The organism is Sinomonas notoginsengisoli (assembly GCF_021554725.1).
GTDB classification, from domain to species: domain Bacteria; phylum Actinomycetota; class Actinomycetes; order Actinomycetales; family Micrococcaceae; genus Sinomonas; species Sinomonas notoginsengisoli.
The window spans coordinates 980,686-1,005,274 of the sequence record NZ_JAIZDP010000001.1 but is presented as its reverse complement, the minus strand read 5'-3'; the positions used below and the strand labels follow the sequence as shown (position 1 = coordinate 1,005,274).

General features: G+C 69.6%; 22 protein-coding genes and 1 tRNA gene. 14 read left to right on the top strand and 9 right to left on the bottom strand.

The genetic code is table 11. From position 1 onward, the window contains the following. Positions 1-62: 62 nt before the first annotated feature. A complete protein-coding gene (locus tag LF262_RS04660; protein ID WP_235779070.1) occupies positions 63-1,091 on the bottom strand; it encodes a DUF389 domain-containing protein in 1,029 nt (342 codons plus the stop codon). A 309-nt stretch (positions 1,092-1,400) separates the two neighbouring features. Between LF262_RS04660 and guaB the strand changes: the two genes are divergently transcribed. From guaB to LF262_RS04620, 8 genes are all read left to right on the top strand, one after another. Next, positions 1,401-2,915, top strand: coding sequence for an IMP dehydrogenase (gene guaB / locus LF262_RS04655; RefSeq protein WP_372462735.1), 1,515 nt, complete (start codon positions 1,401-1,403; stop codon positions 2,913-2,915). 75 nt (positions 2,916-2,990) lie between these two features. Next, a complete protein-coding gene (locus LF262_RS04650; protein WP_235779068.1) occupies positions 2,991-4,124 on the top strand; it encodes a GuaB3 family IMP dehydrogenase-related protein in 1,134 nt (377 codons plus the stop codon). A 124-nt stretch (positions 4,125-4,248) separates the two neighbouring features. Beyond that, a complete protein-coding gene (locus tag LF262_RS04645; protein ID WP_235779067.1) occupies positions 4,249-5,970 on the top strand; it encodes a glycerol-3-phosphate dehydrogenase/oxidase in 1,722 nt (573 codons plus the stop codon). A gap of 5 nt (positions 5,971-5,975) precedes the next feature. Beyond that, positions 5,976-6,470, top strand: coding sequence for a PTS sugar transporter subunit IIA (locus LF262_RS04640; protein ID WP_235779066.1), 495 nt, complete (start codon positions 5,976-5,978; stop codon positions 6,468-6,470). Positions 6,471-6,550: 80 nt separating this feature from the next. Next, positions 6,551-7,423, top strand: coding sequence for an SURF1 family protein (locus LF262_RS04635; RefSeq protein WP_235779065.1), 873 nt, complete (start codon positions 6,551-6,553; stop codon positions 7,421-7,423). Then, positions 7,420-7,905: a DUF3817 domain-containing protein gene (locus tag LF262_RS04630; RefSeq protein WP_235779064.1), complete on the top strand. Its 486-nt coding sequence runs from the start codon at positions 7,420-7,422 to the stop codon at positions 7,903-7,905. The genes LF262_RS04635 and LF262_RS04630 overlap by 4 nt, the downstream gene beginning before the upstream one ends. A gap of 71 nt (positions 7,906-7,976) precedes the next feature. After that, entirely contained in the window at positions 7,977-9,581 is a 1,605-nt protein-coding gene (gene guaA, locus LF262_RS04625; RefSeq protein WP_235779304.1) for a glutamine-hydrolyzing GMP synthase, read from the top strand. 120 nt (positions 9,582-9,701) lie between these two features. After that, positions 9,702-13,826, top strand: a complete 4,125-nt coding sequence (locus LF262_RS04620) for a DUF4011 domain-containing protein (RefSeq protein ID WP_235779063.1) — start codon at positions 9,702-9,704, stop codon at positions 13,824-13,826. A 44-nt stretch (positions 13,827-13,870) separates the two neighbouring features. Here the strand turns inward: LF262_RS04620 and LF262_RS04615 are convergent, their stop codons facing one another. The 3 genes from LF262_RS04615 to LF262_RS04605 all read right to left on the bottom strand — a co-directional run bounded on the left by LF262_RS04615 (position 13,871) and on the right by LF262_RS04605 (position 15,740). Further along, positions 13,871-14,584, bottom strand: a complete 714-nt coding sequence (locus tag LF262_RS04615) for an SAF domain-containing protein (RefSeq protein ID WP_235779062.1) — start codon at positions 14,582-14,584, stop codon at positions 13,871-13,873. Positions 14,585-14,679: 95 nt separating this feature from the next. Continuing rightward, entirely contained in the window at positions 14,680-14,970 is a 291-nt protein-coding gene (locus LF262_RS04610; protein ID WP_235779061.1) for an FmdB family zinc ribbon protein, read from the bottom strand. A 122-nt stretch (positions 14,971-15,092) separates the two neighbouring features. Beyond that, the gene (locus LF262_RS04605) at positions 15,093-15,740 is read right to left on the bottom strand and encodes a 5-formyltetrahydrofolate cyclo-ligase (RefSeq protein WP_235779060.1); all 648 of its coding nucleotides are present in this window, start codon (positions 15,738-15,740) and stop codon (positions 15,093-15,095) included. A 49-nt stretch (positions 15,741-15,789) separates the two neighbouring features. On the opposite strand from LF262_RS04605, the gene galU reads away from it, so the two are divergent. From galU to LF262_RS04585, 4 genes are all read left to right on the top strand, one after another. Continuing rightward, complete coding sequence (gene galU / locus LF262_RS04600) at positions 15,790-16,710, top strand: UTP--glucose-1-phosphate uridylyltransferase GalU (protein ID WP_372462719.1); 921 nt, start codon at positions 15,790-15,792, stop codon at positions 16,708-16,710. A 7-nt stretch (positions 16,711-16,717) separates the two neighbouring features. Further along, positions 16,718-17,335, top strand: a complete 618-nt coding sequence (locus tag LF262_RS04595) for a GNAT family N-acetyltransferase (protein WP_235779059.1) — start codon at positions 16,718-16,720, stop codon at positions 17,333-17,335. Positions 17,336-17,461: 126 nt separating this feature from the next. Next, positions 17,462-18,412: a hypothetical protein gene (locus tag LF262_RS04590; protein ID WP_235779058.1), complete on the top strand. Its 951-nt coding sequence runs from the start codon at positions 17,462-17,464 to the stop codon at positions 18,410-18,412. A gap of 102 nt (positions 18,413-18,514) precedes the next feature. Continuing rightward, a tRNA-Ala gene (locus tag LF262_RS04585) sits at positions 18,515-18,587 on the top strand. 103 nt (positions 18,588-18,690) lie between these two features. Here the strand turns inward: LF262_RS04585 and LF262_RS04580 are convergent. The 3 genes from LF262_RS04580 to corA all read right to left on the bottom strand — a co-directional run bounded on the left by LF262_RS04580 (position 18,691) and on the right by corA (position 21,338). Further along, positions 18,691-19,203, bottom strand: a complete 513-nt coding sequence (locus LF262_RS04580; RefSeq protein ID WP_235779057.1) for a DUF805 domain-containing protein — start codon at positions 19,201-19,203, stop codon at positions 18,691-18,693. Positions 19,204-19,287: 84 nt separating this feature from the next. Then, complete coding sequence (locus LF262_RS04575; protein WP_235779056.1) at positions 19,288-20,277, bottom strand: malate dehydrogenase; 990 nt, start codon at positions 20,275-20,277, stop codon at positions 19,288-19,290. A 62-nt stretch (positions 20,278-20,339) separates the two neighbouring features. Beyond that, positions 20,340-21,338, bottom strand: a complete 999-nt coding sequence (corA, locus tag LF262_RS04570; RefSeq protein ID WP_235779055.1) for a magnesium/cobalt transporter CorA — start codon at positions 21,336-21,338, stop codon at positions 20,340-20,342. Between the two features lie 134 nt (positions 21,339-21,472). On the opposite strand from corA, the gene LF262_RS16880 reads away from it, so the two are divergent. Then, on the top strand, positions 21,473-21,601 hold the full coding sequence (locus LF262_RS16880) for a hypothetical protein (protein ID WP_268933492.1): 129 nt from the start codon (positions 21,473-21,475) through the stop codon (positions 21,599-21,601). 42 nt (positions 21,602-21,643) lie between these two features. Here LF262_RS16880 and LF262_RS04565 read toward each other — a convergent pair whose 3' ends face one another. Then, a complete protein-coding gene (locus tag LF262_RS04565) occupies positions 21,644-22,159 on the bottom strand; it encodes an Lrp/AsnC family transcriptional regulator (RefSeq protein ID WP_235779054.1) in 516 nt (171 codons plus the stop codon). A 117-nt stretch (positions 22,160-22,276) separates the two neighbouring features. Beyond that, a complete protein-coding gene (locus LF262_RS04560) occupies positions 22,277-23,518 on the bottom strand; it encodes an MFS transporter (RefSeq protein ID WP_235779053.1) in 1,242 nt (413 codons plus the stop codon). Positions 23,519-23,596: 78 nt separating this feature from the next. On the opposite strand from LF262_RS04560, the gene LF262_RS04555 reads away from it, so the two are divergent. Beyond that, positions 23,597-24,583, top strand: a complete 987-nt coding sequence (locus LF262_RS04555; protein WP_235779052.1) for a LysR substrate-binding domain-containing protein — start codon at positions 23,597-23,599, stop codon at positions 24,581-24,583. The last annotated feature ends 6 nt before the right edge of the window (positions 24,584-24,589 follow it).

Genomic DNA, 24,589 nt, shown 5'->3' with positions numbered 1-24,589 from the left:
CGAACGGTGCCGCCAGAAGGCACAGCTGCACAGGGCCTACACGACGGCGGCTGCGCACCCCCTCACGCTCGGGGTGCGTGGCCGCCGTCGTGTTTTTGCCGTGAGGGCCGCCGGTGGAGGGATGCGGCACCGGGGTGGGAGGCCCGCCGGATGATCCGGGCCGCCGCATCCAGCGGCAGCTCCGGGGTGATGGCGCGGTACAGGAGCAGGACGAGGACCGCCGCCACGACAATCCCCGCAAGGTTCAGGGCGAGCTGCAGGGCGGAGCCGAGCGCGCGGTCCGCCTCGCCCAGCACGAGGGCCACGGCGACATATCGGGCGGCCGGCACGGTAGTCACCGAGATGAACACGCCCACGAGTACTGATGACTTGTTGCCGACGAGCGAGATCATGCCCACGGCCCCGGCGATCACCGCCACGATGAACGAGTACGGCCCCGGATGCGAGATGAACTCCACCGCGGTGCCCTGCGACGCGACCGCGGTCGGGTCATAGAGCCCCAGGGGTATCGAGACCGCCGCCGCGATCGCCACGGTCACCATTGCCGTGGGGAAGCCCACGGCGAGAGCAACCGTAGCCTGCCGAGCGAGCGACCAGCGCCGTTCCACGAGCGCCACGGCGAGCGCCGCGAGGGGGCCGAACTCCGGCCCGACCACCATGGCCCCGACGATCGCGATGGTGGAGTCGGTGACAATGCCGATGCCTGCAAGGTTCGTCGCGGCCACGAGGAACACGAGGAACTGCCAGGTGAGCCGTGAGTCGGAGCCGGTGCGCTGCTCGAGCTCGTCCCAGATGACCGTGTCCGAGCCGTCCCCGGGCGCTTCCTCTTCGGCCTCGCGGGCGCGGTCGCCGAGGACCACGTCAGGAGTGAACAACGCGATCGTGCCGGACTTCCGCACACCCAGACCGTCGAGGCCCTCGATCAGCCGCTCGACCGCCTCGCGGGCGGCCTGGATCTCGACCACGTCGCCCTCCGGCTCGAGCGAGGCGCCGTGACGCACGGCAACAGTGGCGATGCCGGGCACTTCCTGGGCTGCCGCGACCACACCCTCGGTCAGGTCCGCGGGGACCTGGACGCGGATCAGCATCATGGACCTCACCTCCCTCTGCCTCTTCTCGTTCTTCCACACGCCGGACAACGTCCCTCACAAGGTACACACAGGCTCCCACGCGGGAATGGGGTGGAACGTCAGGTGCGGGAACGAGGAGCGGAGGCGACCGGCTCGCCGTCGTGCGCGTGTGGGATTCATCACGCGCACCGGAGCGCGGAATACCGGCACGGACGGCGGAAGTTTAGGATAGTAGCCACCGCAGCGGACCAGTCCCGTAAGAACTGGCTGGTCATCAGCGCATCCACTTCCCATGCCCACCCGGCACACGGCCAAGGAGCACTCATGACCATGCCCACACACACCCCGGAGCACGACCCGTTCGGCTTCTTCGGCCTCACCTATGACGACGTCCTCCTCCTGCCCGGCCCAACGGACGTCATCCCCTCCGAGGCGGACACCTCGACCCGCCTGTCCCGCCGGATCCGCCTCGGCATGCCGATCCTCTCTGCCGCCATGGACACGGTGACCGAGGCACGCATGGCCATCAGTCTCGCGCGCCAGGGCGGCATCGGCATCCTGCACCGCAATCTCTCCATCCAGGACCAGGCTGACCAGGCCGATCAGGTCAAGCGCAGCGAGTCAGGCATGATCACCAAGCCGGTCACCGTGGGGCCCGACGCGACGCTCAAGGAGCTCGACGACCTCTGCGCCCACTACCGCGTCTCGGGGCTGCCTGTCGTGGACGGGAACCGCAAGCTCCTGGGCATCATCACGAACCGCGACACGCGCTTCATCCCCCATGACCAGTTCGCAAGCCGCAAGGTGCACGAGATCATGACCCCCATGCCGCTCGTGACCGCGAAGGTCGGCGTGAGCCGCGACGAGGTGATCGGCCTCCTCGGCAAGCACCGCATCGAGAAGCTGCCCCTCGTCGACGAGATGGGCATCCTCCAAGGCCTCATCACGGTCAAGGACTTCGAGAAGGCGGACCAGTACCCGAACGCGACGAAGGACGACGCCGGGCGCCTCCGCGTCGGCGCGGCCGTCGGCTTCTTCGGCGACGGCTACGAGCGCGCCATGACGCTGGTCGAGGCGGGCGTGGACGTCCTCGTCGTCGACACGGCCAATGGCCACTCCCAGGGCGTTCTGGACATGATCGCGCGCCTCAAGAAGGACCCAGCTGCGGCGCACGTCGACATCATCGGCGGCCAGGCCGCGACCCGGGAGGGCGCACAGGCGCTCATCGACGCCGGCGCGGACGCGATCAAGGTCGGCGTGGGCCCCGGCTCGATCTGCACGACCCGTATTGTGGCGGGCGTCGGCGTCCCGCAGATTACCGCCATCTACGAGTCGTCCAAGGCCGCCATCCCGGCGGGCGTGCCGCTCATCGCCGACGGAGGCCTCCAGTACTCCGGCGACATCGGCAAGGCCATCGTGGCAGGCGCCGACTCCGTGATGCTCGGCTCGCTCCTCGCGGGCACCGCCGAGGCGCCCGGGGACCTCGTGTTCATGAACGGCAAGCAGTTCAAGGCGTACCGTGGCATGGGCTCACTGGGCGCCATGCAGACCCGCGGGAAGAACACCTCCTACTCGAAGGACCGCTACTTCCAGGCGGACGTCCCCTCCGACGAGAAGCTCATCCCCGAGGGCATCGAAGGCCAGGTCCCGTACCGCGGGCCACTCTCGGCCGTGGCCCACCAGCTCATCGGCGGCCTGCGCCAGACCATGTTCTACGTGGGCGCGCACACCATCGACGCGCTCAGGGCCAAGGGCAAGTTCGTCCGCATCACCGCCGCGGGCCTCAAGGAGAGCCACCCGCACGACATCATGATGACCGTCGAGGCCCCCAACTACCGCAAGTAGCCTTCCGGACCCTGGACGACGGCGCCCTTCTTAGCGGGCGCCGTCGTGCGTTGCGCCTCCCGTAAGCTAGGAGCCGTGACTTACGAGATCGAAATCGGACGCGGCAAGCGCGGACGCAGGGCCTACTCCCTCGACGACATTGCGATCGTCGCGAACCGCAGGACGCGTGATCCGGAGGACGTCTCGGTCTCGTGGCAGATCGACGCCTACCGCTTCGAGATGCCCGTCATCGCCGCACCGATGGACTCGGTCATGTCCCCGTCCTCGGCGATCACCCTCGGCAAGCTCGGAGGCCTCGGGGTCCTCGACCTCGAAGGGCTCTGGACCCGATACGAGGATCCGGAGCCGATCCTGTCCGAGATCGCGGCCCTCGCCGGGGAGCCCTCGAGCCCGGCGATCACGCGCCGCCTCCAGGACATCTACGCGGCACCGGTGCAGCCCGAGCTGATCTCCGCACGCCTGGCCGAGATCCGCGCCTCGGGCGTGACGGTCGCGGGCGCGCTGACACCGGCGGGAACGGTCCAGCACTACAAGACCGTCCTCGCGGCCGGCGTCGACCTGTTCGTCATCCGGGGCACCACCGTCTCCGCCGAGCACGTGTCGAAGAACCAGGAGCCCCTGAACCTCAAGAAGTTCATCTACGAGCTCGACGTCCCCGTGATCGTGGGCGGCGCCGCAGGCTACACGCCCGCGCTCCACCTCATGCGCACCGGAGCCGCCGGTGTCCTCGTCGGCTTCGGGGGAGGCGCGACGACGACGACGCGGCGCGCGCTGGGCATCCATTCGCCGCTGGCCTCGGCCATCAGCGACGTCGCCGCAGCCCGGCGCGACTACATGGACGAGTCCGGCGGCCGCTACGTCCACGTGATCGCGGACGGCGGTATGGGGACCTCGGGCGATATCGTCAAGGCCATCGCGATGGGAGCCGACGCCGTGATGCTCGGGTCCGCACTCGCCCGTGCCGAGGAGGCACCCGGGCGCGGCTGGCACTGGGGCGCCGAGGCGCACCACCCCGTCACGCCCCGCGGCGAGCGGGTGAACGTCGGCACAGTCGGGCCGATGGAAGAGGTCCTCTTCGGGCCGGGACACCACGCCGACGGGACGAGCAACCTCGTGGGCATGCTGCGGCGCGCCATGGCGACGTCCGGCTATTCCGACCTCAAGGAGTTCCAGCGGGTCGACGTGGTCGTCTCGCCCTATCAGCACTGAACCGCAGCCCCTTCCACCACACTCTCGACGGGCGTGCCTAGACTGGCCCCCAAGCACGTTCCCGCCAAAGGGCCGCTCGTCGCTCCGAAGGCAGGGCCAGACACGGCGAAGGGGCAGGCCGACCATGACAGCACAGCTCAGTCCGGAATACCGCAAGGCCTCCCTCGCACGATTCAGGGCGACGGCGGAGCGGGGGCGCGAGCTCGACGTCCTGATTGTCGGCGGAGGAGTCGTCGGCGCGGGGTCAGCGCTCGACGCCGCGACGCGAGGGCTCGAGGTCGGGATCGTCGAGACCAGGGATTGGGCGTCGGGGACCTCATCGCGCTCGTCCAAGCTCCTGCACGGCGGACTGCGGTACCTGGAGATGCTCGACTTCCGCCTCGTCCAGGAGGCCCTGGAGGAGCGCGGCCTCCTGCTCCAGCGGATCGCGCCCCACCTCGCCCGGCCGGTCCCGTTCCTCTACCCCCTCAAGCACCGGTTCTGGGAACGGGTCTACGTGGGCCTCGGCCTCATCCTGTACGACACGCTCGGCCTGACGAGCGGGCGCGGCAACGGCGTTCCGATCCACAAGCACCTGTTCCGCCGTGGAACGCTGCGTGCGGCGCCGAGCCTGCGCAGCGACGCGATGATCGGCTCGATCCGCTACTACGATGCCCAGATCGACGATGCCCGCATGGTCGCGACCCTCGTGCGCACCGCTGCGCAGTACGGTGCGCACGCGGCCAACCGCGTCACCGTCGTCGACTTCCTCCGCGAGGGGGAGCGGGTCGTTGGGGCGCGCATGAAAGACCAGGAGGACGGCAGCGAGTTCGAGGTCCGTGCCAGGCAGGTGATCAACGCCACCGGCGTGTGGACGGACGAGACGCAGGCCATGGTCACGGACCGGGGCCAGCTCAAGGTCAGGGCGTCCAAGGGGATCCATCTCGTTGTCCCGAGGGACCGCTTCCAGTCGACCGTCGGGCTCATCCTGCGCACCGAGAAGTCCGTGCTGTTCGTCATCCCCTGGGGCCGGCACTGGATCATCGGCACCACGGACACCGAGTGGAACCTCAAGAAGGCGCACCCGGCGGCTTCGAGTACCGACATCGACTACCTCCTCGAGCACGTCAACAAGGTCCTCAAGCGCCCACTCACGCGCGAGGACGTCGAGGGCGTCTACGCCGGGCTGCGTCCGCTGCTCGCGGGCGAGAGCGAGTCGACGACCAAGCTCAGCCGCGAGCACGTCGTTGCGCACCCCGTCCCGGGTCTCGTCATGATTGCGGGCGGGAAGTTCACCACCTACAGGGTCATGGCGAAGGACGCGGTCGACGAGGCGACCCGCGCGATGGACGAGAAGGTGCCCGCCTCCTGCACCGACCGGGTGCCGCTCGTGGGAGCGGAAGGCTTCCGCGCGGTCTGGAACCGCCGGCACCGCCTTGCGGACAAGGCGGGAGTTCACGTGGCGCGGGTCGAGCACCTCCTGAACCGCTTCGGGTCCCTTGCCGGCGAGGTGCTGGACCTCTTGAAGGAGCGGCCGGAGCTCGCCGAGCCTCTACCGGGCGCCGACGACTACCTGCGCGCCGAAGCGGTCTACGCGACGACCCACGAGGGAGCGCGGCACGTCGAGGACGTCCTGACTCGGCGCACGCGCATTTCCATCGAGGCATGGGACCGCGGCGTGTCCGCGGCCCCGGTCGTCGCCGACCTCATGGCCCCGCTGCTGGGCTGGAGCCAGACGCAGCGCGACAACGAGGTGGCCCATTACCTCGCCCGGGTCGAGGCGGAGCGGCTCAGCCAGCAGCAGCCGGATGACGAGTCGGCCGAAGCAGCGCGGATGGGCGCGTCGGACATCGTCCCGGTAAAATAGCACGCATGCCCTTGCCCGGTTCGTTCGACCGCTACGACGCTCAGCTGACCACTCCGGGCCTTGTCATCCTCGAGATGGTGGCCGCCGACCGGGCCGATGCCGCACGCCAGCTCGCCTCCCGGCTCCGCTCCGAGGGCCGGATCGAGGACCTCGACGGCTTCCTTGCTGATGTGGCGGCCCGCGAGCACCAGCTGGCCACGGGCCTCCCGGGCGGCATCGGGCTTCCGCATGCGCGCAGCGAGCATGTCACCCAGCCCTCGATCGCCGTCGGGGTCACGAAGTACGGCCACACCCTGGACTTCGGAGCGCTCGACGGGCCCGCCCATGTGGTCCTGCTCGTCGCCACGCCCGCGAGGTCCTTCTCGGAACACCTTGACGTCCTCGCCACGATAGCCCGTTCACTCTCGAAGGAGGGCTTCCGGGAATCGCTGCGCAGGGCCAATGATCCGGACATCATCTCGGAGCTCGTCAACTCCGCCCTTCTCTACTCCGATCCGTAGGAGCGCCCCCGGCGCGCATGGGTGGCTTTCGCGCCGGGGGCATTTACGTTTTCTACAGGTTGTCGGAGTACCGTTAATGAGTGCTCCGAACTGCCCTCAAGCCCCAGTGGATCGCGGCGCTCGTGGGAGCGCTCGTCGTGTCCTGGGTCTTCGTGCTCCTGAGCCAATGGCAGTTCTCCCGCTCTGTGTCCGAGGCCCCGCCCGCCGCCCGGACCACCGAGGAGGTCAAGCCTCTCGGCGCCGTCGTGCGTCCCGGTGAGACCTTCCCGGCGCCCGCGGCGGACCAGATGGTCTCCCTCAACGGCAGCTACGACCCCAAACGCCAGGTCCTCGTGAAGGACCGGCTCCGGGACGGCCGGACGGGCTGGTGGATCGTGACGGCATTCACGGTCGACGGCGCGCCCTCCGTGGGCGGCGAAAGCGGCACCGTGATTCCCGTGGCCCGCGGATGGATCGCGTCGCCCGATCGGACGGCCTCCCCGCCGTCGGGCGCCCTCAAGCTCACCGGAAGGCTCCTACCATCCGAGGCGCCCAAGGCCGAGCACGACGTCCCGCCCGGCCAGGTGGCAACCCTCTCCGTGGCGCAGCTCATCAACGTCTGGGACGCACCCAGCTACCCGGGCTTCGTCAGTGCCACAGAGGAGGTCACGTCCTCCGGCGCCCCGGTCCCGGCCTCGGCTGGGCTCGAGCGGCTCTCGATCGAAGCCCAGCCCCTCGGGCAGCCCGTGAACTGGCTCAATATCTTCTACGCCGTCGAGTGGGTCGTGTTCGCCGGATTCTCCATCTTCCTGTGGTGGCGCCTCGTCCGTGACGACTACGAGCGGACCCAGGACGCCCTCGCGGACGCCGCGGCGGAGGCCGGCGCAGACGGAGGAGCCAACGCGGACACCAGCACAGACCAGCACATCCCGGGCGCCCCGACGCGCCATAGCGAGACCGGAGGAACACCGTGATCGATCCCAAGCCCGCCGTGGGCCGCACCACCGGCCAGCGCCGCTTCGGAGGCACGCTCGCCCAGATCCGCTCGGCCCTGAAGTTCTACCGCGTCGCCGCGTATGCGACCGGCACCATGCTGCTGCTCCTGTGCGCGGAAATGATCGCCCGGTACGCGTTCGGGCAATTCCTCTACGCCGGGGGAGCCGACGCGTTCAGCGGGAAGCCGTTCGGGTTCGGGCTGGCCGACGCCGAGCCGGCCGGCGTGGTGGGGGGCGTCAACCTCTCGATCACCATCCTGATCGTGCACGGCTGGATGTATGTGATCTATCTGATCTCGAACTTCCGCCTCTGGTCCCTGATGCGCTGGCCGTTCATGCGGTTCATCGTCATGGCGCTCGGCGGTGTGGTCCCGTTCCTGAGCTTCTTCGCCGAACGGCGCATGCACGCTGAGGCGGAGCGCGAACTCGCGTCCCACCCGGACGCCGGCCAGCGCTCCTGAGACGGCGGCCACTCACCGCAGGCGGGGAGTGGCCAGTCCGGTAATCTTGACGGGTGACTACAGCTTCCCAGATGCCGGCCCAAGCCCCGGCCCAGTCGCCCACTGCGCACACCGGTCACCGGCCCGTGCTCGTGGTGGACTACGGGGCCCAGTATGCGCAGCTCATCGCCCGCCGCGTCCGTGAGGCGAAGGTGTACTCGGAGATCGTTCCGCACACCCTGTCCACCGAGCAGATCCTGGCCAAAGATCCGGCCGCCATCATCCTCTCCGGCGGGCCCTCGAGCGTCTACGCCGCGGGGGCTCCGAGCGTAGGCCCGGATCTCTTCGAGGCCGGCGTGCCGGTGTTCGGCATCTGCTATGGCTTCCAGGCGATGGCCAACGCGCTCGGCGGCAAGGTTGCCCGCACGGGCATGCGCGAGTACGGCGCAACCGTTGCGACGGCAGTGGGCGAACCGCACTCGCTGCTCGCCGGCGTCCCCTCGAGCCAGAACACGTGGATGAGCCACGGTGACTCTGTCGAGGCAGCGCCCGAGGGCTTCGAGGTGCTCGCGACCACCGCCGGCGCGCCCGTGGCAGCGTTCGTCAACACCGCGAAGTCGCTCGGCGGCGTCCAGTGGCACCCCGAGGTCAAGCATTCCGACTTCGGCCAGAAGATCCTCGAGAACTTCCTGTTCGACGTTGCAGGGCTCGCACCGAACTGGACCACCGGGAACATCGTCGAGGAGCAGGTGGAGCGCATCCGCGCTCAGGTCGGCGATGCGCGGGTGATCTGTGGCCTCTCCGGCGGTGTCGACTCTGCGGTCGCGGCTGCCTTGGTCCAGCGCGCGGTGGGCGAGCAGCTGACGTGTGTGTTCGTGGACCACGGGCTCCTGCGCGAGGGCGAGGCCGAGCAGGTAGAGCGCGACTTCGTCGCCGCGACAGGGGTCAAGCTGTATGTGGCGAACGAGCAGGACCGGTTCCTTGGCGCGCTCGCCGGGGTCACCGACCCTGAGCAGAAGCGCAAGATCATCGGCCGCGAGTTCATCCGCGCGTTCGAAGAGGCCGAGCGTGCCATCGTCACCGAGGCCCAGGCCGCGGGGGAGCAGATCGCATTCCTCGTCCAGGGCACGCTGTACCCGGACGTCGTCGAGTCGGGCGGCGGAGAGGGTGCAGCGAACATCAAGAGCCACCACAACGTGGGCGGTCTTCCCGAGGACCTCCGCTTCGAGCTCGTGGAGCCCCTCCGCACCCTCTTCAAGGACGAGGTGCGTGCCGTTGGCCGGCAGCTCGGCCTGCCCGAGGAGATTGTGGGCCGCCAGCCGTTCCCCGGCCCCGGCCTCGGCATCCGTATCGTCGGCGAGGTCACTGCCGAGCGTCTCGAGCTCCTCCGGAAGGCCGATGCGATTGGCAGGGCCGAGCTCACCACGGCGGGACTCGACCATGAGGTATGGCAGATGCCGGTCGTGCTGCTCGCGGATGTCCGCAGCGTCGGCGTGCAGGGCGACGGCCGCACGTATGGGCATCCGATCGTGCTCCGGCCTGTCTCGAGCGAGGACGCGATGACCGCCGATTGGTCCCGCCTGCCGTTCGACCTGCTCGCGAAGATCTCCAACCGGATCACGAACGAGGTCGACGGCGTCAACCGAGTGGTGCTCGACGTCACGAGCAAGCCGCCGGGAACTATCGAGTGGGAGTAGCCAGCGCACTCCGTGAGCTTGACGGCCGGCACCCCGCGTGGGTCCCGGCCGTTGCGGTTTTGCGGCGCGCGCAGTGTTGCAGCGCGCTGGAGCTGGGGGGGACAGGCTAACCTCGAAAGTATGCCGAGATGGTCCACAGGCGAGCGAGCCAGCGCGCTCGCAGCTGTTGAGGAGAGCGAAGACGTGCCCGAAACGACGTCCCCTGAGGAGGAGGCCCGCCTTGAGGCGTGGCTTTCCGCCCTGTCCGGGGTCACCGGGCCGGACACCATGCTCTCCTACTTCCCGAGCCCGGATGGCAGCATTGACCTCACGCACGCTCACGCGTCCGGCCTCGCGCAGCTTCTGGCCGGTCGCAGGACCCGACTGTCGACCCTCCTGCGCGACCGGCAGGACTACACGCGCGCCGCACGAGCGGCCCGCTACCTCAGGGCGAAGTCACATGAACTCGCGAACGAGCGTGGAGTGGACGCGGGGCACCTCGCGGCCGGCCTCGCGACCTGGACCTCGGCTGTGGGCGGCAAGCCGCGCCGCGTCAGTGCGCCCCTGCTGCTCGCCGCGGTGGCGCTCACCGTCCGGCCCGAGCAGGACGACTTCGAGCTCAAGCTGACCGAGCAGGCCAGGATCAACCCCGCCCTCGTGCGGCACCTGCGCTCGGTGCACCGTATCGACGTCGATGCCTCCGCCGTGGAGCGTCTGGCCTACAGCACCGCCCGGTTGGACCCGAGCCCTGTGCTCGAGCGTATGAGGATGCTGGTGGCGCCGATTGCAGGAGCCCAAGTGGACTCCCGCCTTCTGGTCTCGACATTCGCGGACCTCGAGGAGTCCCTCGAAGATCCCTCGATCACGAGCGCCCACCCCGTGCTCGCCGCCCTCGCCTCGACCTCCGGGTCGGTGCATCGCGTCCCCGAGCCCTTGGACGAGACACGCTTTGCGGCGCTCGACGAGCGCGACCCCGAGGACGAGTTCCTCGTCCTCGACGCCGACAACGACCAGCAGCTAGTTCTCGACGCCGTCCGCGCGGGGGACTCGCTCGTGGTCGATGCGCCGCCTGGCACGGGGCAGACGCAGACCGCCATTAACGTACTCTCCACACTCGTGCACGCCGGCCGGTCCGTGCTGGTTGTGGCAGAGCGGAGGGCGAGTCTGGCCGAGCTCCATCGGGAGTGCGAGTCCCTCGGCCTCGGCTCGCTCGTGCTGCAGCTAGGTTCCACCGTCACTCCCGGCCACCTGCGGCAGCAGCTTGTGCAAGCCATTGTGCGCAACGAGAAGGCCCAGAAACCCCAGATGGAGGGGACCTACCGGGTCCTGCGCGAGCGCCGCCACCAGCTCATGGACCACGTGGCGTCCCTCCACAACGTGCGTGAACGGTGGGGCTGCTCGCCGTACCAGGCGATGCAGTCCCTCGCCGCGCTCACTTCGCTGCATCCCGCTCCCGCCACCACGGTGCGGCTCAAACGGAGCGTCCTCGACAGCATCAAGGACCGTTCCGAGTTGCGCGAGCGGCTGCGGCGGGCAGCCGAATTGGGTTCCTTCAGCCGCGCGGCGGCGGAGAGCCCCTGGCACGGCGCACGGCTCGTCACCCGCCGGGAGACGGATGACGCGCGCGGGCTCGCCGCCAGCCTGGCGACGGAGATCCCGGCACTTCAGGAGCGCATGAAGGCTGTCGCCGGGCATGCGGCGATCCGTCTCGAACCCACCGTGGCAGGGTGGGGTCGGCAGCTCGAGCTGCTCGTCGCGGTCCGGGAAAGCCTGGACAAGTTCACCCCGGACATCTTCGACAGGCCGGTCACCGACCTCATCGCGGCCACGGCCCCCGCAGCGTGGCGCAGAGAACGTGGTATCGAGGTGACCGCGCTGCAGCGCTCGAGGCTGCGGAGGGTTGCCAAGGAGTACGTCCGCCCCGGGGTACACCTCGCGGACCTGCACAGCTCCCTTGCCCTCGTCCAGTCCCAGCGCGAGGCGTGGGCCGCCTGCGCCGCGTCGCAGAGGCATCCGTCGGTCCCCTCCGGGCTCGCGGAGCTCAGGGAGTCCTATTTGGCGGCGGAGCGCGGCCTGCGCAGGCTCGGAAGCATCCTCGCCCCGACCGTCTTGGGCGGAAACCTCCTCGACGCCGACGTCAAGGACCTGACCGCCCGGCTCGAGGCCCTTGCAGAGGACTCTCCCGTGCTTCGCTCGCTCCCCGAGCGGACCCTCCTCGAGGACGAGCTCAGTGAGCACGGCCTCGGCGACCTGCTCACGGACCTCACAGAGCGTGAGGCCCCTGCCAGCGTGGTCGTCTCCGAGCTCGAACTGGCCTGGTGGCAGTCGGTCCTCGAAGCGATGATCAGCGGCGACGACTATCTTGCAATGTCCGATGGCGAGCAGCTGCGCCGCGCAGAGACTGACTACGTGCAGGCCGACAGGGCCCACATTGCCAGCGGTGCGGCACGGTTGCGCTGGCACCTCGCCTCCGAGTGGAGCGACGCGATCCAGCGGCACCCCCGCGAAGCAGATGCCCTCCGCACGCTCCTCAAGGACGGCCGCATCAGCCTGCCCGCCCTCGAACGCCAGTCCCCGCGGCTCCTGCGGCCGCTGGTGCCCGTGTGGACGTGCAGCCCCTACGCCCTGACAGGGGCACTTCCTCAGGACCACAGGTTCGATGCGGTGCTCATCCTCGATGCGGACTCGATGCCGCTGCGCGCGGCACTGCCTGCCATCGGCCGTGCTGAAGCCGTCGTCGCCTTCGGCGACCCGCAAGTGGCCAATCCGCGGCCCTTTTCCGTGTGCGTCGAACAGCAGCCGGGCCAGCCGCCTGTGCCTTCCGTCGAGAGCGCCCTCTCCGCGCTCTCCCGGGTCCTGCCCTCGGTCCGGCTCCGCACTGCCTACAGGTCCGTGGACGAGGAACTCGACCTCCAGTTGAGCCGAAGGTTCTACTCCGGCAGCCTGCTGCGCCTGCCGGACGGCGCAAGCGTCACCGGCCTCGACCGGCCGTTCCTCCTCGAGTACCTGGCCGAGGGCACCGGGATGCCGAGCGGCGAGGACGGAGGCGTGGAGTCGGTGGCGGCCGAGGTGAACCGCGTGGTCGATCTCGTGTTCGACCACGCGAAGCACCGCCCTACCGTCTCCCTCGCGGTGATCACCGCGAGCGCCTACCATGCGGCCCGGGTGGGGGAGGCCATACGGCTCCAGATGGCAAACCATCCCGACGTCGTCGATTTCTTCAGTGGGGGCGAGGAACCGTTCCGCGTGGTCCACATTGACCGCGCCGGCGGGCTCGTCCGGGACCACATCATCTTCTCGCTCGGGTTCGGGCGCACGCCGCACGGCCGGGCGATGCACCACTTCGGGCCGCTCAGCGAGCCCGGCGGCCGGCGGCGTTTCGCGCTCGCCATGACCCGTGCCCGTCACAGCATGCACGTCCTGAGCTGCTTCCAGCCTTCGGAGCTCGATGTCACGCGCCTCAGCGAGGGCGCGTCGGACTTCTACGAGCTCCTCGATAGGGAGCTCGCTGGCAACACCCATCTCGGCACCCCTGCCACGCGGTCGGCGGCGAGCGCGGAATCTCTCGGGGCGGATCCGCTCGTGACGGATCTCGGAGACAGGCTCGCGTCCCGCGGCGCCCGAGTCTGGCACCACTACGACGGGGTGTTGGACATGGCAGCGGCCGTTGACCCGCTGCTCACGATGGGCCGCGAGGAGCACGAGAAGAGCATGCCTGTCGCGGTCGAATCCGACGGCACGGAGAGGTACCGGCGCTTGAGCGTGCGGGAACGCACCCGGCAGCGGCCTGAACTCCTCAAGCGGCTCGGATGGAAGCACTTCACGCTCTGGACCATCGAGGTCTTCACAGACCCAAGCAGCTGCGCGGAGATGATCGCGCGAGAGCTCGGGCTGGAGACCCAGTCCGACGAGAGCGGCTCGGCGGGGTTCCTGACCGGTAGGCTGACGGCCATTGCGGACGCGGGGCCAGATCAAACCCACACAGATGAAACCGACACGGATGAAACCCGCACAGATGACGCTCACCGGGGCTCGGCACCTGACGCAGCGGATGCGGCGCCCGATGGGGACCCGGCTTCCGACGGACAGCGGGAAATGAGGCGGCCGCGCGGCGCTCGTCGCGTCACCATGCCAGGCACGGGGCCCGCCACCGCCGAGGAACCCGAGGCGCCGAGGGCGCCGAAGGAGGAGTCCGGTGAGAGTTCGAGCGGGGAGGACGAGCATGACCGGTGGCTCAAGGAGCAGAAGCCGCCCCACTGGGGATGAGCACCGGTCCCTCGTGGGAGCGATGCCTGCCTGAGGCGCGGAAGTCATCGCCGGCTGCTCTCGACGAGCACGAAGAACACCTTGCCGCGGGTAGACGCTCCGGCAATCCGGAGTGCCTCGTCCGGGGACGCGCCGACGACGAGCAGGCCGTCCGCCTCCTGCGATCCGAGCCACGCTCCGGCCGCGCCAGCGCCACCCGGGCTGCCGGTCCACAGGACCGGCACCTGTGATGCGAGCGTGGAGCCTCGCCCGGCGGTTCCACCTGCCTCGGAGCTGAGGACAAGGTCAATGAGCTGGCCAGGGGTGAGCAGCTGGAGTGAGGCGGGGTCCGCGATCCGCACGGGAACCGCGGACGTCCCAGGGGCCGTGCCGACGAGCAGGCCCGGCCCGACAAGGGATGCGTCCGTGACCATTTCGCCGCTCCGAAGCGGCCCGGCAAGCCGCTGCCCTACGAGGCCGTGGGGGTCGGATTCGGCATGGTGGGGCACGGCATCCGCCGGAACGCGCGCAGTCCGGACATCACTCGCGGACACCGTAGCGCCGCTGGGCAGATCACGAGCGGCAACGACCACCGGCACCATGGCGGCGGATGGCGGGGTGAGTTGGTACGCCGCGGATCCGATTCCCACGCACACGAGCGCAGCGGCGAGGGTGCGGCGGCGCCGGTCCAGAAAACGCCGGATCGGGCTGCGCCGGGCAGAACGCCACGGGCGAGGCGCCGACGTGCGGCGCGCCGGTGGGGCAGGAGTGCGGCTCATGCCGTCAAGCTAGCCGACGGGCTCCGTCTTGAGACCGGGCCGGTGTCGCGATGTGGACAACGTGCCGGATCGACACCATGTGGAGGGGAAGTGCCTTAGCTGGATGCGGCCGCCGCCGGGGCAGAGGCCTTGGAGCCGGAGTCCTTCGAGCCCGAGTCCTTCGAGCCGGAATCCTTGGATCCACCGCCGGCGGCCGGAACGCTGCTGCCGCTGCGGGAGTCGGTCCGATAGAAGCCGCCACCCTTGAACACCACGCCCACGCTGTTGAACTTCTTCCGCAGCGTGCCGCCGCACTCGGGGCAGACGGTGAGTGAGGCGTCGCTGAATGACTGCACGGTCTCGAAGGCGTGGTTGCAGTCTTTGCAGGCGTAGGCGTAGGTGGGCACAGGAAACTCCTTGCTGGACAGGGCAGGAGGCCGCAGACGACCGCCAGAACGCCGTGCATCCGGGCATTCGGGCTGGCAGTCACAACCTCCGACTGCCAATTCTAACAGCCGGAGCCTGCCGGCTATTCCGAAGTGCCGGTGGGGGCTGCGCCGAGGTGGCTCACTCCGCTGGGGGTAACCGCCGCCTCCACGAGGCGGTCCAGGGCATTGGCGGGAACCGCGCCAGAGGCGAGCATCTCGCCGTCGTACACCACTGCAGCGGTGGGAATCCGTGTCCCGAGCGCGCCCACGCGGGCGAGGAAGCGGTCGTAGTAGCCGCCGCCCTGGCCGAGGCGGTGGCCGTCGGCATCGAGCGCAGTCGCGGGCAGCAGCACGCCGGAGACGGGGGGCAGCCCGACTGTGCCCGTCACGGCCTCGTCCGAGGAGATGAGCGGGCCGACCGGTTCCTGGATCGGCGCATAGCGGCTTCGGGCGAAGCTGATACCAGGGTGCCACTCGACCCATCCGAGCTGGCGCTCGGGCAGGCAGATTGGCAGCAGGACACGGAAGCCGTCACCGTGCAAGGCCTCGATCAGATCGGCCGTAGGTGGCTCGGACCCCACCCCGAGGTAGGCCGTGACCACCGAACCCTCCGGAAGGTGCGCCCGCGCCCAGGCGAGGCCGTGCGCGGCGATGGGCGGCGCGGCCGCCGCGACCTCGGAGGCCCTGAGGGTACGGCGTGCCGCCCACAGTTGGGCGCGCAGGGCGGACTTGAGCTCAGCGATGTCCATGCAGCGACTGTATCCGTGGTCGTGCGGGCTCTCGTATAGAGTGTGCCTCGTGTCTACCTCCTCAGCTGTCCGGAAAGCCGTCATCCCTGTCGCCGGTCTCGGGACCCGGTTCCTCCCGGTGACCAAGGCCATGCCGAAGGAGATGCTTCCTGTAGTCGACAAGCCCGCGATCCAGTACGTGGTCGAGGAGGCCGTGTCCGTGGGCATCAATGACATCCTGATGATCACCGGTCGTAACAAGCGTGCACTCGAGGACCATTTTGACCGAGTGCCCTCGCTCGAGGCCATGCTCGAGGCCAAGGGCGACAGCAAGAAGCTCGCCGCCATCCAGGAGTCGAACAACCTCGGCGACATCCACTACGTCCGCCAGGGCGATCCGAAGGGCCTCGGCCACGCGGTCCTGTGCGCCGAGCGCCACGTGGGCCGCGAGCCCTTCGCCGTGCTCCTCGGAGACGACCTCATCGATGAACGGGATGAGCTCCTGTCCGAGATGATCCGTGTTCAGCAGGCGACCGGCGGCTCCGTGGTGGCGCTCATGGAGGTGCCGCTTGATTCGATCTCGGCGTACGGCTCTGCCGATGTCACGGCTGTTGAGGGCGAGGACTATGTCCAAGTCCACGGACTGGTCGAGAAGCCCTCGCCCGAGGATGCGCCGAGCAATCTCGCGATCATCGGCCGTTATGTCCTGCATCCTGCAGTGTTCGAGGTCCTGCACGGCACTGAGCCCGGCCGCGGCGGGGAGATCCAATTGACCGACGCGCTCCAGACCCTCGCGCGCCGTGAGGGCGAGGGCGGAGGGGTCTACGGCGTCGTGTTCCGCGGCCGCCGCTACGACACCGGCGACAAGCTCTCCTACCTCAAGGCCGTGGTGACGCTCGCCTGCGCCCGCGACGAGTTCGGCGACGAGCTGCGCCACTGGCTCACGGACTTTGTGGCCAACGGGGCAGACGCCTCGCCGGCTCAGGCCTGAACCGCGAATGTGGGCCTCGGGCCTGTGGCCCGTGACGCTGCAAGCATCAGGCATCACGCTGCGCCCGCTGCGGATGGCAGACCGCACCGAGTGGATGGCGGTGCGAGCCCGGAACCGGGAGTGGCTTGAACCGTGGGAAGCCTCGAACCCCCAGCCTGGGGGGACGCTGCCGACCTTCCGGGACATGGTCCGGTCCTTGACGCGCCAGGCCCGCGAGGGGTCTGCCCTGCCGTTTGTCATCGCCCTCGCCGACCCCGCCGCGCGGCGTGCGCCGATCGTGGGGCAGCTCACGGTGTCCTCGATCGTGTGGGGCTCGGCGCTCATGGCCACTCTCGGATACTGGGTAGACCAGGAGCATGCCGGCCGGGGGATCGCCCCGACGGCTGTGGCGCTCGCGACCGATCACTGCTTCCGCGAATTGGGCCTCCACCGTATGGAGATCAACATCAGGCCGGAGAACGCGCCCAGTTTGCGCGTGGTGGAGAAGCTCGGCTTCCGCTACGAAGGGCTGCGTCCTCGGTACCTGCACATCAACGGTGCCTGGGCGGACCACGAATCGTTCGCGCTGACCGCCGAGGAGATTCCCGCTGAGGGCCTCCTCGGGCGTTGGCTGGCGTCGCGTTGAGGGGCCGCGAACGCGTGGCGCACGACGGCGCGTGCCCCGAGCGCTGTTCCTCACCCCAGATGGGTTCTTGCGACACACCGACGCTAATCCGAGTCCTGTCCAGACGAGCCTCCTACGGTTCTAGGTATGGATCTCGCCCTCAGCAGCTCGACGGTGCTCGGTGCTGCCGTGCTCGTGTGGCTGCTGTGGGTTGCGCCGTACCTGACACGCTTGCGCCGCTCTGAGCGGCCTGTGGGAGGTGCGTCGCTGCTGATGGAGGCTGCGACGTCAGGCCCAGCCCCCGCCCGCGAGGCCTATCCGGCCACCGTGGCAGACGGCGATCGGCCCTTCGGAGCAGGGCCAACCCCAGAAGCGCCGCCCCGTGCAGAGCCGACTGTGCCGGCGCTGGCCGCGGACGTCTCCTCGCCCTCTGGGCGGCAGCCTGTGCTGCGGATCAGGTGGGGACGCATGGCCGTGGCGCTCACGGGGCTCGCAGCATTCGTGGCGGCCGCTGTGACCCTTGTCCTCCTGATCGTGGGGCTTCCGGGCTGGGTTCCGGGCGTGTGTGCGGCGACAGCGGTCGCATCCGTTGCCACGCTGCGGACGCTGGCCGTGCGTGACAGGAAGCGGCGGGTCGATGAGGCGTTCCGGGCGGCGATCGAGGCGAACCGGGCCGAAGCTGCGGCGCCTGCGCGGTTCCACGGCTCGAGCGAGGTCTTCGATGCCGGGCGCGGACCTGAGCCGGAACCGCGGCCCGTCAGCCGTGAAGAGCTGCGCGCTCTCGCGCTCGAGGTCGCGAAGGCGTCCGAGGCGACGGCAGCGGAGGCGGCCAAGGCCAGTGGTGAGACTGAGGCGTGGGAACCGGTCGATGTACCGCGCCCGTCCTACCTCGACGCCGCCAAGGCCGAGCGCCCCGAGCCGGAGCCGCTCGAGGTTTCCGCGGACTCGAAGCCCGAGGGCCGGGCCGCCCTCCAGGCTAAGCCCGAGGCTCCGGAGCCCGGCACCCTGCCCGGTGTGCCCGCATTCCAGCCTCGCCCAGGGGGCCGGACGGGCGCACTCGGGAACCTCGACGAAGTGCTGCAGCGCCGTAGGGCGTAGATCCCCGGAGGGGGAACGGTCGAGTGCTCATGAGCCTGCGTTCGAGCGGCCCGTGTGATTTGGATTTCGGGGACCGTCACAGTAACGTAGTTCCCGCACCACGGGGTCTTAGCTCAGTTGGTAGAGCGCTTCGTTCGCATCGAAGAGGTCAGGGGTTCAAATCCCCTAGGCTCCACATTCATCTCCCGTAAGGGCACCCAGAACAGGTCCCAGTCGCCATGACTGGGACCTGTTTGCGTATGGCGGCATGGACCCACGGTACGGGCTCGGCCCCTCCGCTACGGGGTCGGCCCCCTTCCGGGCGCAGGCGGGTACGGCGGCTCCTGCGGCGGGTACGGCGGCTGAACGTATCCGGCGGCCGTGTTGCTGTCGAACCGCTGGCCCATCGGGTTCTCACGGTGCGCGAGCATGACGATGAGTGCAATCCATCCGAGCACGGGGATCACGGCCAGCAGCAGTAGCCACGCACTGAGATTGACGTCGTGCAGACGTCGGGCCGCGACAGCGAGGCCAGGCACCACGGTGGCGAGGAACCAGAGTCCGCCCAGTGCGCTGGTCCCGGTCTGCTGCCCGTTGACCACGGACGTGCCGATGGAGTTCAGGACGCCGGAGGCCAGGGCTGAGGCGAGGAACCACCACCAGTATTCGCTGCGGCTCGCACGCCCGGTGAACACCGCGTACTTCTTGAAGACGCGCTTGACTGCCTCGAGGGGTGGAGCGCCGTAGTAGGGAAGTTCAAGCGGGGGAACTGCTGCCCCGCCCGCGGCATAAGGGGGCTGGTGAACAGTCATCGAACCGTTCCTTTCGCTGGGAAGCACCCACACTGATTCTAGGAACGGGGCCAGCGGACGGTCAGGGTCCGAAGACCCTTTGTCTCAGCCGAGGAGCCCGAGGCGCCGCACGGCCTCGCGCTCTGCCCCGAGCTCGGCCACCGAGGCATCGATGCGGGCGCGCGAGAAGGCTGGCACATCAAGGCCTTGCACGATCTCCCACCGGCCGCCGGAGCTCCGGACGGGGAAGGAGCTCACGAGCCCTTGGGGAACGCCGTAGGAGCCATCGGAAACGATGCCGGCGGATGTCCACCGCTCACCGGTTCCGTGCACCCAGTCGCTCACGTGGTCGACGGCGGCGCTCGCGGCGGAGGCCGCGGACGAGGCGCCCCGCACCTCGATGATCTCGGCGCCTCGGTTGGCGACGCGCGGGATGAACTCGCTCTCAAGCCACGCCTGGTCGACGAGAGACGGGACCGGTTGCCCGCCGGCAGTCGCATGCGTGACATCCGGGTACTGGCTCGCCGAGTGGTTGCCCCAGATCGTCACCCCTTCGACATCCGCCGTGGGGCATCCGAGCTTGGCGGCAAGCTGCGCGACCGCGCGGTTGTGGTCAAGGCGTGTCATTGCGGTGAACCGGTCCTGCGGCACGTCCGGGGCACTCGCCGAGGCGATGAGCGCATTGGTGTTGGCAGGGTTGCCCACCACGAGGACGCGCACCCCGTCCGCGGCGTGGTCGTTGATGGCGCGCCCCTGAGGCCCGAAGATGCCGGCGTTGGCTTCGAGCAGGTCGGCGCGCTCCATGCCGGCCGTGCGTGGCCTCGCCCCCACGAGCAGGGCAACGTCGGTGCCGTCGAAGGCGGCTGCCGGGGCGTCCGTCACGTCCACACCCTCGAGCGTGGCAAAGGCACAGTCCGCGAGTTCGAGCGCGGTGCCCTCCGCGGCACGCACCGCGGCCGGGATCTCGAGGAGCCGGAGGCGGACCCGGGTGTCCGGCCCGAGCATCGCACCGCTCGCGATGCGGAACAGGAGCGCGTACCCAATTTGGCCGGCGGCGCCTGTGACGGTCACGGTCAGTCGTGGCTGGGCTGTCATCCCGCCAGCCTAGCCGCCCTCATGCCGCGGCGGCAGGCCGCCGTCGGTGGTGTCGGATCCGTTCATAGCCATTGTCTGCGCTTGAAGATGAGCCATAGGAGGAACCCCGCAACCACCATGAGTGCGAGGGCGTAGGGATAGCCGTACTGCCAGTCGAGCTCGGGCATGCCATGGAAGTTCATCCCGTAGATGCCGGCAACGAGGCTCGGGGCGAAGAAGATCGCGGCCCAGGAGGAGATCTTCTTGACCTGCTCGTTCTGGGCGGCACTCGCCTCGTTCTGTCGATTCGCGGTGAGAGTGCCATCGAGCAGGAGCGCGTTCTGGAGGATGTCCCGGAACGAGTCGGCCCGGGAGGCGAAATGCGAGAGGTGGTCGCGGACGTCGCGGAGGCTGCGCTGGAGCTCGACGTCCACCGCGTACTTTCCGAAGCCGCCCTCGAGGCTCTCGACCATGCGCTCGAGGGGGTGGAGCGCGCGTTGGAACTGGATGACCTCACGCGCGAGCTCGTAGATGCGCCGGGAGACCGTGGCGTCGTCCGCGAAGAGCTGGTCTTCGATCTCGTCGATATCGTTTTCGAGGCCGCGCACCACGGGGAGGTAGTCATCCACCACGCGGTCCAGGAGCGCGTACAGCACGGCCTCGGGCCCGAGGCGGAGTAGCTCGGGGTCCGATTCGAGGCGTTTTCGCACCAGGCCGACACCCGCGCTCTCGGCGTGGCGAACGGTGACCACGTAGTTGGGGCCCGTGAAGATGTGCAGCTCGCCGAATTCGACCGTCTCGGTCTCGTCGATGTATCTGGCTGGGCGCAGGACGGTGAAGAGCATGTCGTCGTAGCGCTCCATCTTGGGGCGCTGGTGCGCGTTGATCGCGTCCTCGACCGCGAGATCGTGGAGGCGGAACTCCTGCGCGACCTGCGCCATCTCTTCGTGGGAGGGCCGATAGAGCCCTATCCAGGCCATGCTCCCACCAGTGGCCTCGAGCGTCTCGAAGGTCTGCTCGAGGGTCTCAGGGTGCGCTGCGCGCCGGCCGTCCACGTACACGGCATTGTCGATGATCGTCACCGCTCCATTATCGAAGACGGCGGCCGACGGCGGTGCTGCCGCCCAAGCAGTGGCGAGTCGCAGCTCTGCAGAAATTCCCGCTTGCCGCCGGGCGCAGCGCCCTCGCGGCCCACCATAAGCCCAGGGAGAAGCCATTGAGCACCACCGCCCTCGCCCAACCCAAGGCCCGGACCATCGATGTCGAGCGGCTCGCCCAGACCGAGTCCCATCGGGGCGACGTACTCTTCAGCGAGCCCCTCGGCCTGCACCATGGGATCCGATGATCCCGTGACGGCGCTGGTGCGAGGGTTCGTGGGCGGCGCACCTCAGGCCGGAAGCGGCCCCGGCCCTGGAATCCGCTCGAACACGAGGGTTGTCTCGGTATGGCCCACGACGGGGTCAGTGGCCAGGTTGTCCAGGACCCAGTCGCGTAGCTCCTCGGTACTGCCCACGGCGATGTGCAGGAGGTAGTCCACCGCCCCAGACGTGTGGAACGTCGCGAGGACCCCGGCAAGCTGCGGGACGCGGGCCGTGAATGCGTCGATCTGGTCCCGGTCATGCGCGCGGAGCCGCACCGAGATGAGCGCCTGGACGCTCCGACCGACTGCCGCGAGATCCACCTTCGCCTCGAAGCCGGTGATGATGCCCCGCTCCGACAGTGCGCGCGTGCGCATGAGCGCCGTCGACGGTGCAATCCCCACCATCTCGGCGAGCTGCTTGTTCGTCATGCGCGCGTCCTCGATGAGCGCCGCGAGGATCCTGCGGTCCACCTCGTCGAGCGGCTCCCCGCTTGGTGGGTGCTGGCCAGCGGGGTGTGGTCGGCCGATGCTCGGCGTGGTCACGGGCTCCTCCTTCATGGGCGCGCCCCCATGATATGCGAGCCGTGTCACGCGCCGGTGCGCGTCCGGGCTCTGGCACGCATCGGTGCGCACGACGCCGCGCGGTCGACTCGGGGGGGGTCAGCGCCCGGCGCGGTGCACGCCCCAGGAGGCGAACGCCGTCGTGAGCGCAATCGCGGCGATGCCGAGCACGAGGGCGCTCCAGCCCCACGCGTGGAAGACGAGGCCGCCCGCCCAGCCGAGCACGCTCGAGCCGCCGTAGTAGCCGAGGTTATACAGGGATGCGGCCTGCGCACGTCCCGAGGCGGCGATCGCGCCCGTCCAGCCGGAGGCGATGCCATGGGCGGCGAAGAACCCGGCGGTGAAGAGCAGTAGGCCGGCCAGGATCGCGGCGAGGGAGTCGGCGACCATGACGACGGCGCCCGCAGTCATCGCGACAGTGCTCGCCACGACCACGGCGCGCCTGCCGTAGCGCAGGCTGAGCTTGGCGGCGAAGCCCGAGCTGAACGTGCCCGAGAGGTAGGCGAGGAACACGAGGCTCGCAAGGCTCGCGGGGAGCGAGAAGGGAGCGGCCTCGAGCCGGAACCCCAGGTAGTTGTAGACCGCCACGAACGATCCCATGAGCAGGAACGCCTGGGTGTAGAGCATCAGGAGGCGGCCGTTGCGCAGCTGCGCCCCGAGCAGGCGCACCACCGTGCTCGCCGCGGCCCAGAGGCCGCCCGCGCCGCGGGGTGCTGGGGAGAAGCCCCGGGCCTTCGGGGCGAGGCCGATGAAGGCAACTGCCGCCGCTGCACCGAGGACCGAGACAGCCATGACGGCGAGGCGCCAGCCCACGAGGTCTGCAAGCGGGCCCGCGACGAGGCGGCCCGCGAGGCCCCCCACGGTGGTTCCGGCGATGTAGGTGCCTGCGGCGACGGCCGCGTGAGAGCGTGTGACCTCCTCGTTCAGGTAGGCGATCGCGATCGCGGGGACGGATCCGAGCGCCACGCCCTCGAGGAACCGGAGCGCGAGGAGCGTCTCGAACGTGGGGGCGAGCGGCCCGGCGAGCCCGAGCACCGTCGCGGCGAGGATCCCGGCGCGCATGGCCCCGACGCGCCCGATCCTGTCCGCGACGAACGACCACGGCAGCACCGCCACCGCGAGGCCGATCGTTGCCAGGGAGACCGTGAGCGAGGCACGGGCGGGATCGATCCCGAGCTCCCAGGAGAGCCGGGGGAGGAGGGCCTGGGGCGAGTAGAGCTGCGCGAAGGTCGCGACTCCGGCGAACGCGAGTGCGGCGATGAGCCGTCGGTAACCTCTCGTGCCCTTGGCGTGGCCTCCCCAGCGGGCGGGGACAGGTGCGGTCTCCGGGGCTGCGCTCATGGACTCCAGCCTAGGAACACGCCAAAGCATGCGTCCAATACACTTGTGGGAGCAACGTATAACCGGAACGTATGGGTGATGAGCATGCCGTCCGTCCCTCCTGCGCCGCTCCATGGAGAGCTGGCCCGGCTCCTTCCCCTCCTGCCCGTGCTCGACGCGGTGGGACAGACCCGCCACGTCACCGCCGCGGCCGAGCTGCTGGGGGTACCCCAGCCGACGGTGAGCCGGGCGCTTGCGCGCGCGGCCGGCGTCGTGGGCGCAGAATTGGTCCGCAAGGAGGGGCGGGGGATCCGCCTGACCCCGGCCGCCGAGCAGCTCCTCCCGGCGGTCCGGACGGCGCTCGAGGAGCTCCAGCGAGGGCTCGACGCGCTCCACGAGCGGGCGCACCAGGCCCGAGGGGTGGTGCGGCTGAGCTTTCAGATGACCTTCGGGGAATCGGCGGTGCCCGTGTTCGTGAGCGGATTCCGCGCGCAGCACCCGGACGTCCGGTTCGAGCTCATCCAGGGCTCGCGCCAACACTGCCTCGACGTGCTCGGGGACGGGCGCGTGGACCTCTCCATCGTCTCGCCGCAGCCCGAGCCGACCCGCGAACTCGACAGCGCCACGCTCCACGTCCAACCGGTGCGCCTCGCGGTCCCCGCCGGGCATCGCCTCGCCCACAGGGCGTCGGTGAGGCTCGCGGAGCTGGAGGGGGAGCCCTTTGTCGCGCTCGAGCGCGGTTTCGGGATGCGCAGCATCCTCGACCGTCTAGGCCGCGAGGCGGGATTCACGCCGGACATCGCCTTCTCAGGGCAGGATTCCCGAACCCTCCTCGGACTCGTGTCCGCAGGGCTCGGTGTGGCGCTCGTGCCGCCGTCGAGTGCTGGCCACGGCGCCGTCTACGGATCGACCCGGCACGGCAGCGGCCTCGGCTGGGCTGAGCTCAGGCTCGAGGACGCGGGGGCCCACCGGGAGATCGGACTCGTGTGGCCGCGCATTGTGGGGGAGCCGCCGCAGGTGCGCATGTTCCGCGAGCACGTCCTCGCGCTCGAGCCTGATCTTCTCGCAGACGCCTTCGGCCGCTGACACCCG

What these genes read in the sequence shown, in the direction of transcription:
- guaB (WP_372462735.1), top strand. Translation starts at nt 1,401, where the DNA reads ATGCCCACACACACCCCGGAGCACGACCCGTTCGGCTTCTTCGGCCTC.
- LF262_RS04575 (WP_235779056.1), bottom strand. Translation starts at nt 20,277, where the DNA reads ATGACAGCCCAGCCACGACTGACCGTGACCGTCACAGGCGCCGCCGGC.
- LF262_RS04560 (WP_235779053.1), bottom strand. Translation starts at nt 23,518, where the DNA reads ATGAGCGCAGCCCCGGAGACCGCACCTGTCCCCGCCCGCTGGGGAGGC.
- LF262_RS04645 (WP_235779067.1), top strand. Translation starts at nt 4,249, where the DNA reads ATGACAGCACAGCTCAGTCCGGAATACCGCAAGGCCTCCCTCGCACGA.
- LF262_RS04590 (WP_235779058.1), top strand. Translation starts at nt 17,462, where the DNA reads ATGGATCTCGCCCTCAGCAGCTCGACGGTGCTCGGTGCTGCCGTGCTC.
- LF262_RS04620 (WP_235779063.1), top strand. Translation starts at nt 9,702, where the DNA reads ATGCCGAGATGGTCCACAGGCGAGCGAGCCAGCGCGCTCGCAGCTGTT.
- LF262_RS04605 (WP_235779060.1), bottom strand. Translation starts at nt 15,740, where the DNA reads ATGGACATCGCTGAGCTCAAGTCCGCCCTGCGCGCCCAACTGTGGGCG.
- LF262_RS04555 (WP_235779052.1), top strand. Translation starts at nt 23,597, where the DNA reads ATGAGCATGCCGTCCGTCCCTCCTGCGCCGCTCCATGGAGAGCTGGCC.
- LF262_RS04595 (WP_235779059.1), top strand. Translation starts at nt 16,718, where the DNA reads ATGTGGGCCTCGGGCCTGTGGCCCGTGACGCTGCAAGCATCAGGCATC.
- LF262_RS04615 (WP_235779062.1), bottom strand. Translation starts at nt 14,584, where the DNA reads ATGAGCCGCACTCCTGCCCCACCGGCGCGCCGCACGTCGGCGCCTCGC.
- LF262_RS04640 (WP_235779066.1), top strand. Translation starts at nt 5,976, where the DNA reads ATGCCCTTGCCCGGTTCGTTCGACCGCTACGACGCTCAGCTGACCACT.
- LF262_RS04580 (WP_235779057.1), bottom strand. Translation starts at nt 19,203, where the DNA reads ATGACTGTTCACCAGCCCCCTTATGCCGCGGGCGGGGCAGCAGTTCCC.
- guaA (WP_235779304.1), top strand. Translation starts at nt 7,977, where the DNA reads ATGCCGGCCCAAGCCCCGGCCCAGTCGCCCACTGCGCACACCGGTCAC.
- LF262_RS04660 (WP_235779070.1), bottom strand. Translation starts at nt 1,091, where the DNA reads ATGATGCTGATCCGCGTCCAGGTCCCCGCGGACCTGACCGAGGGTGTG.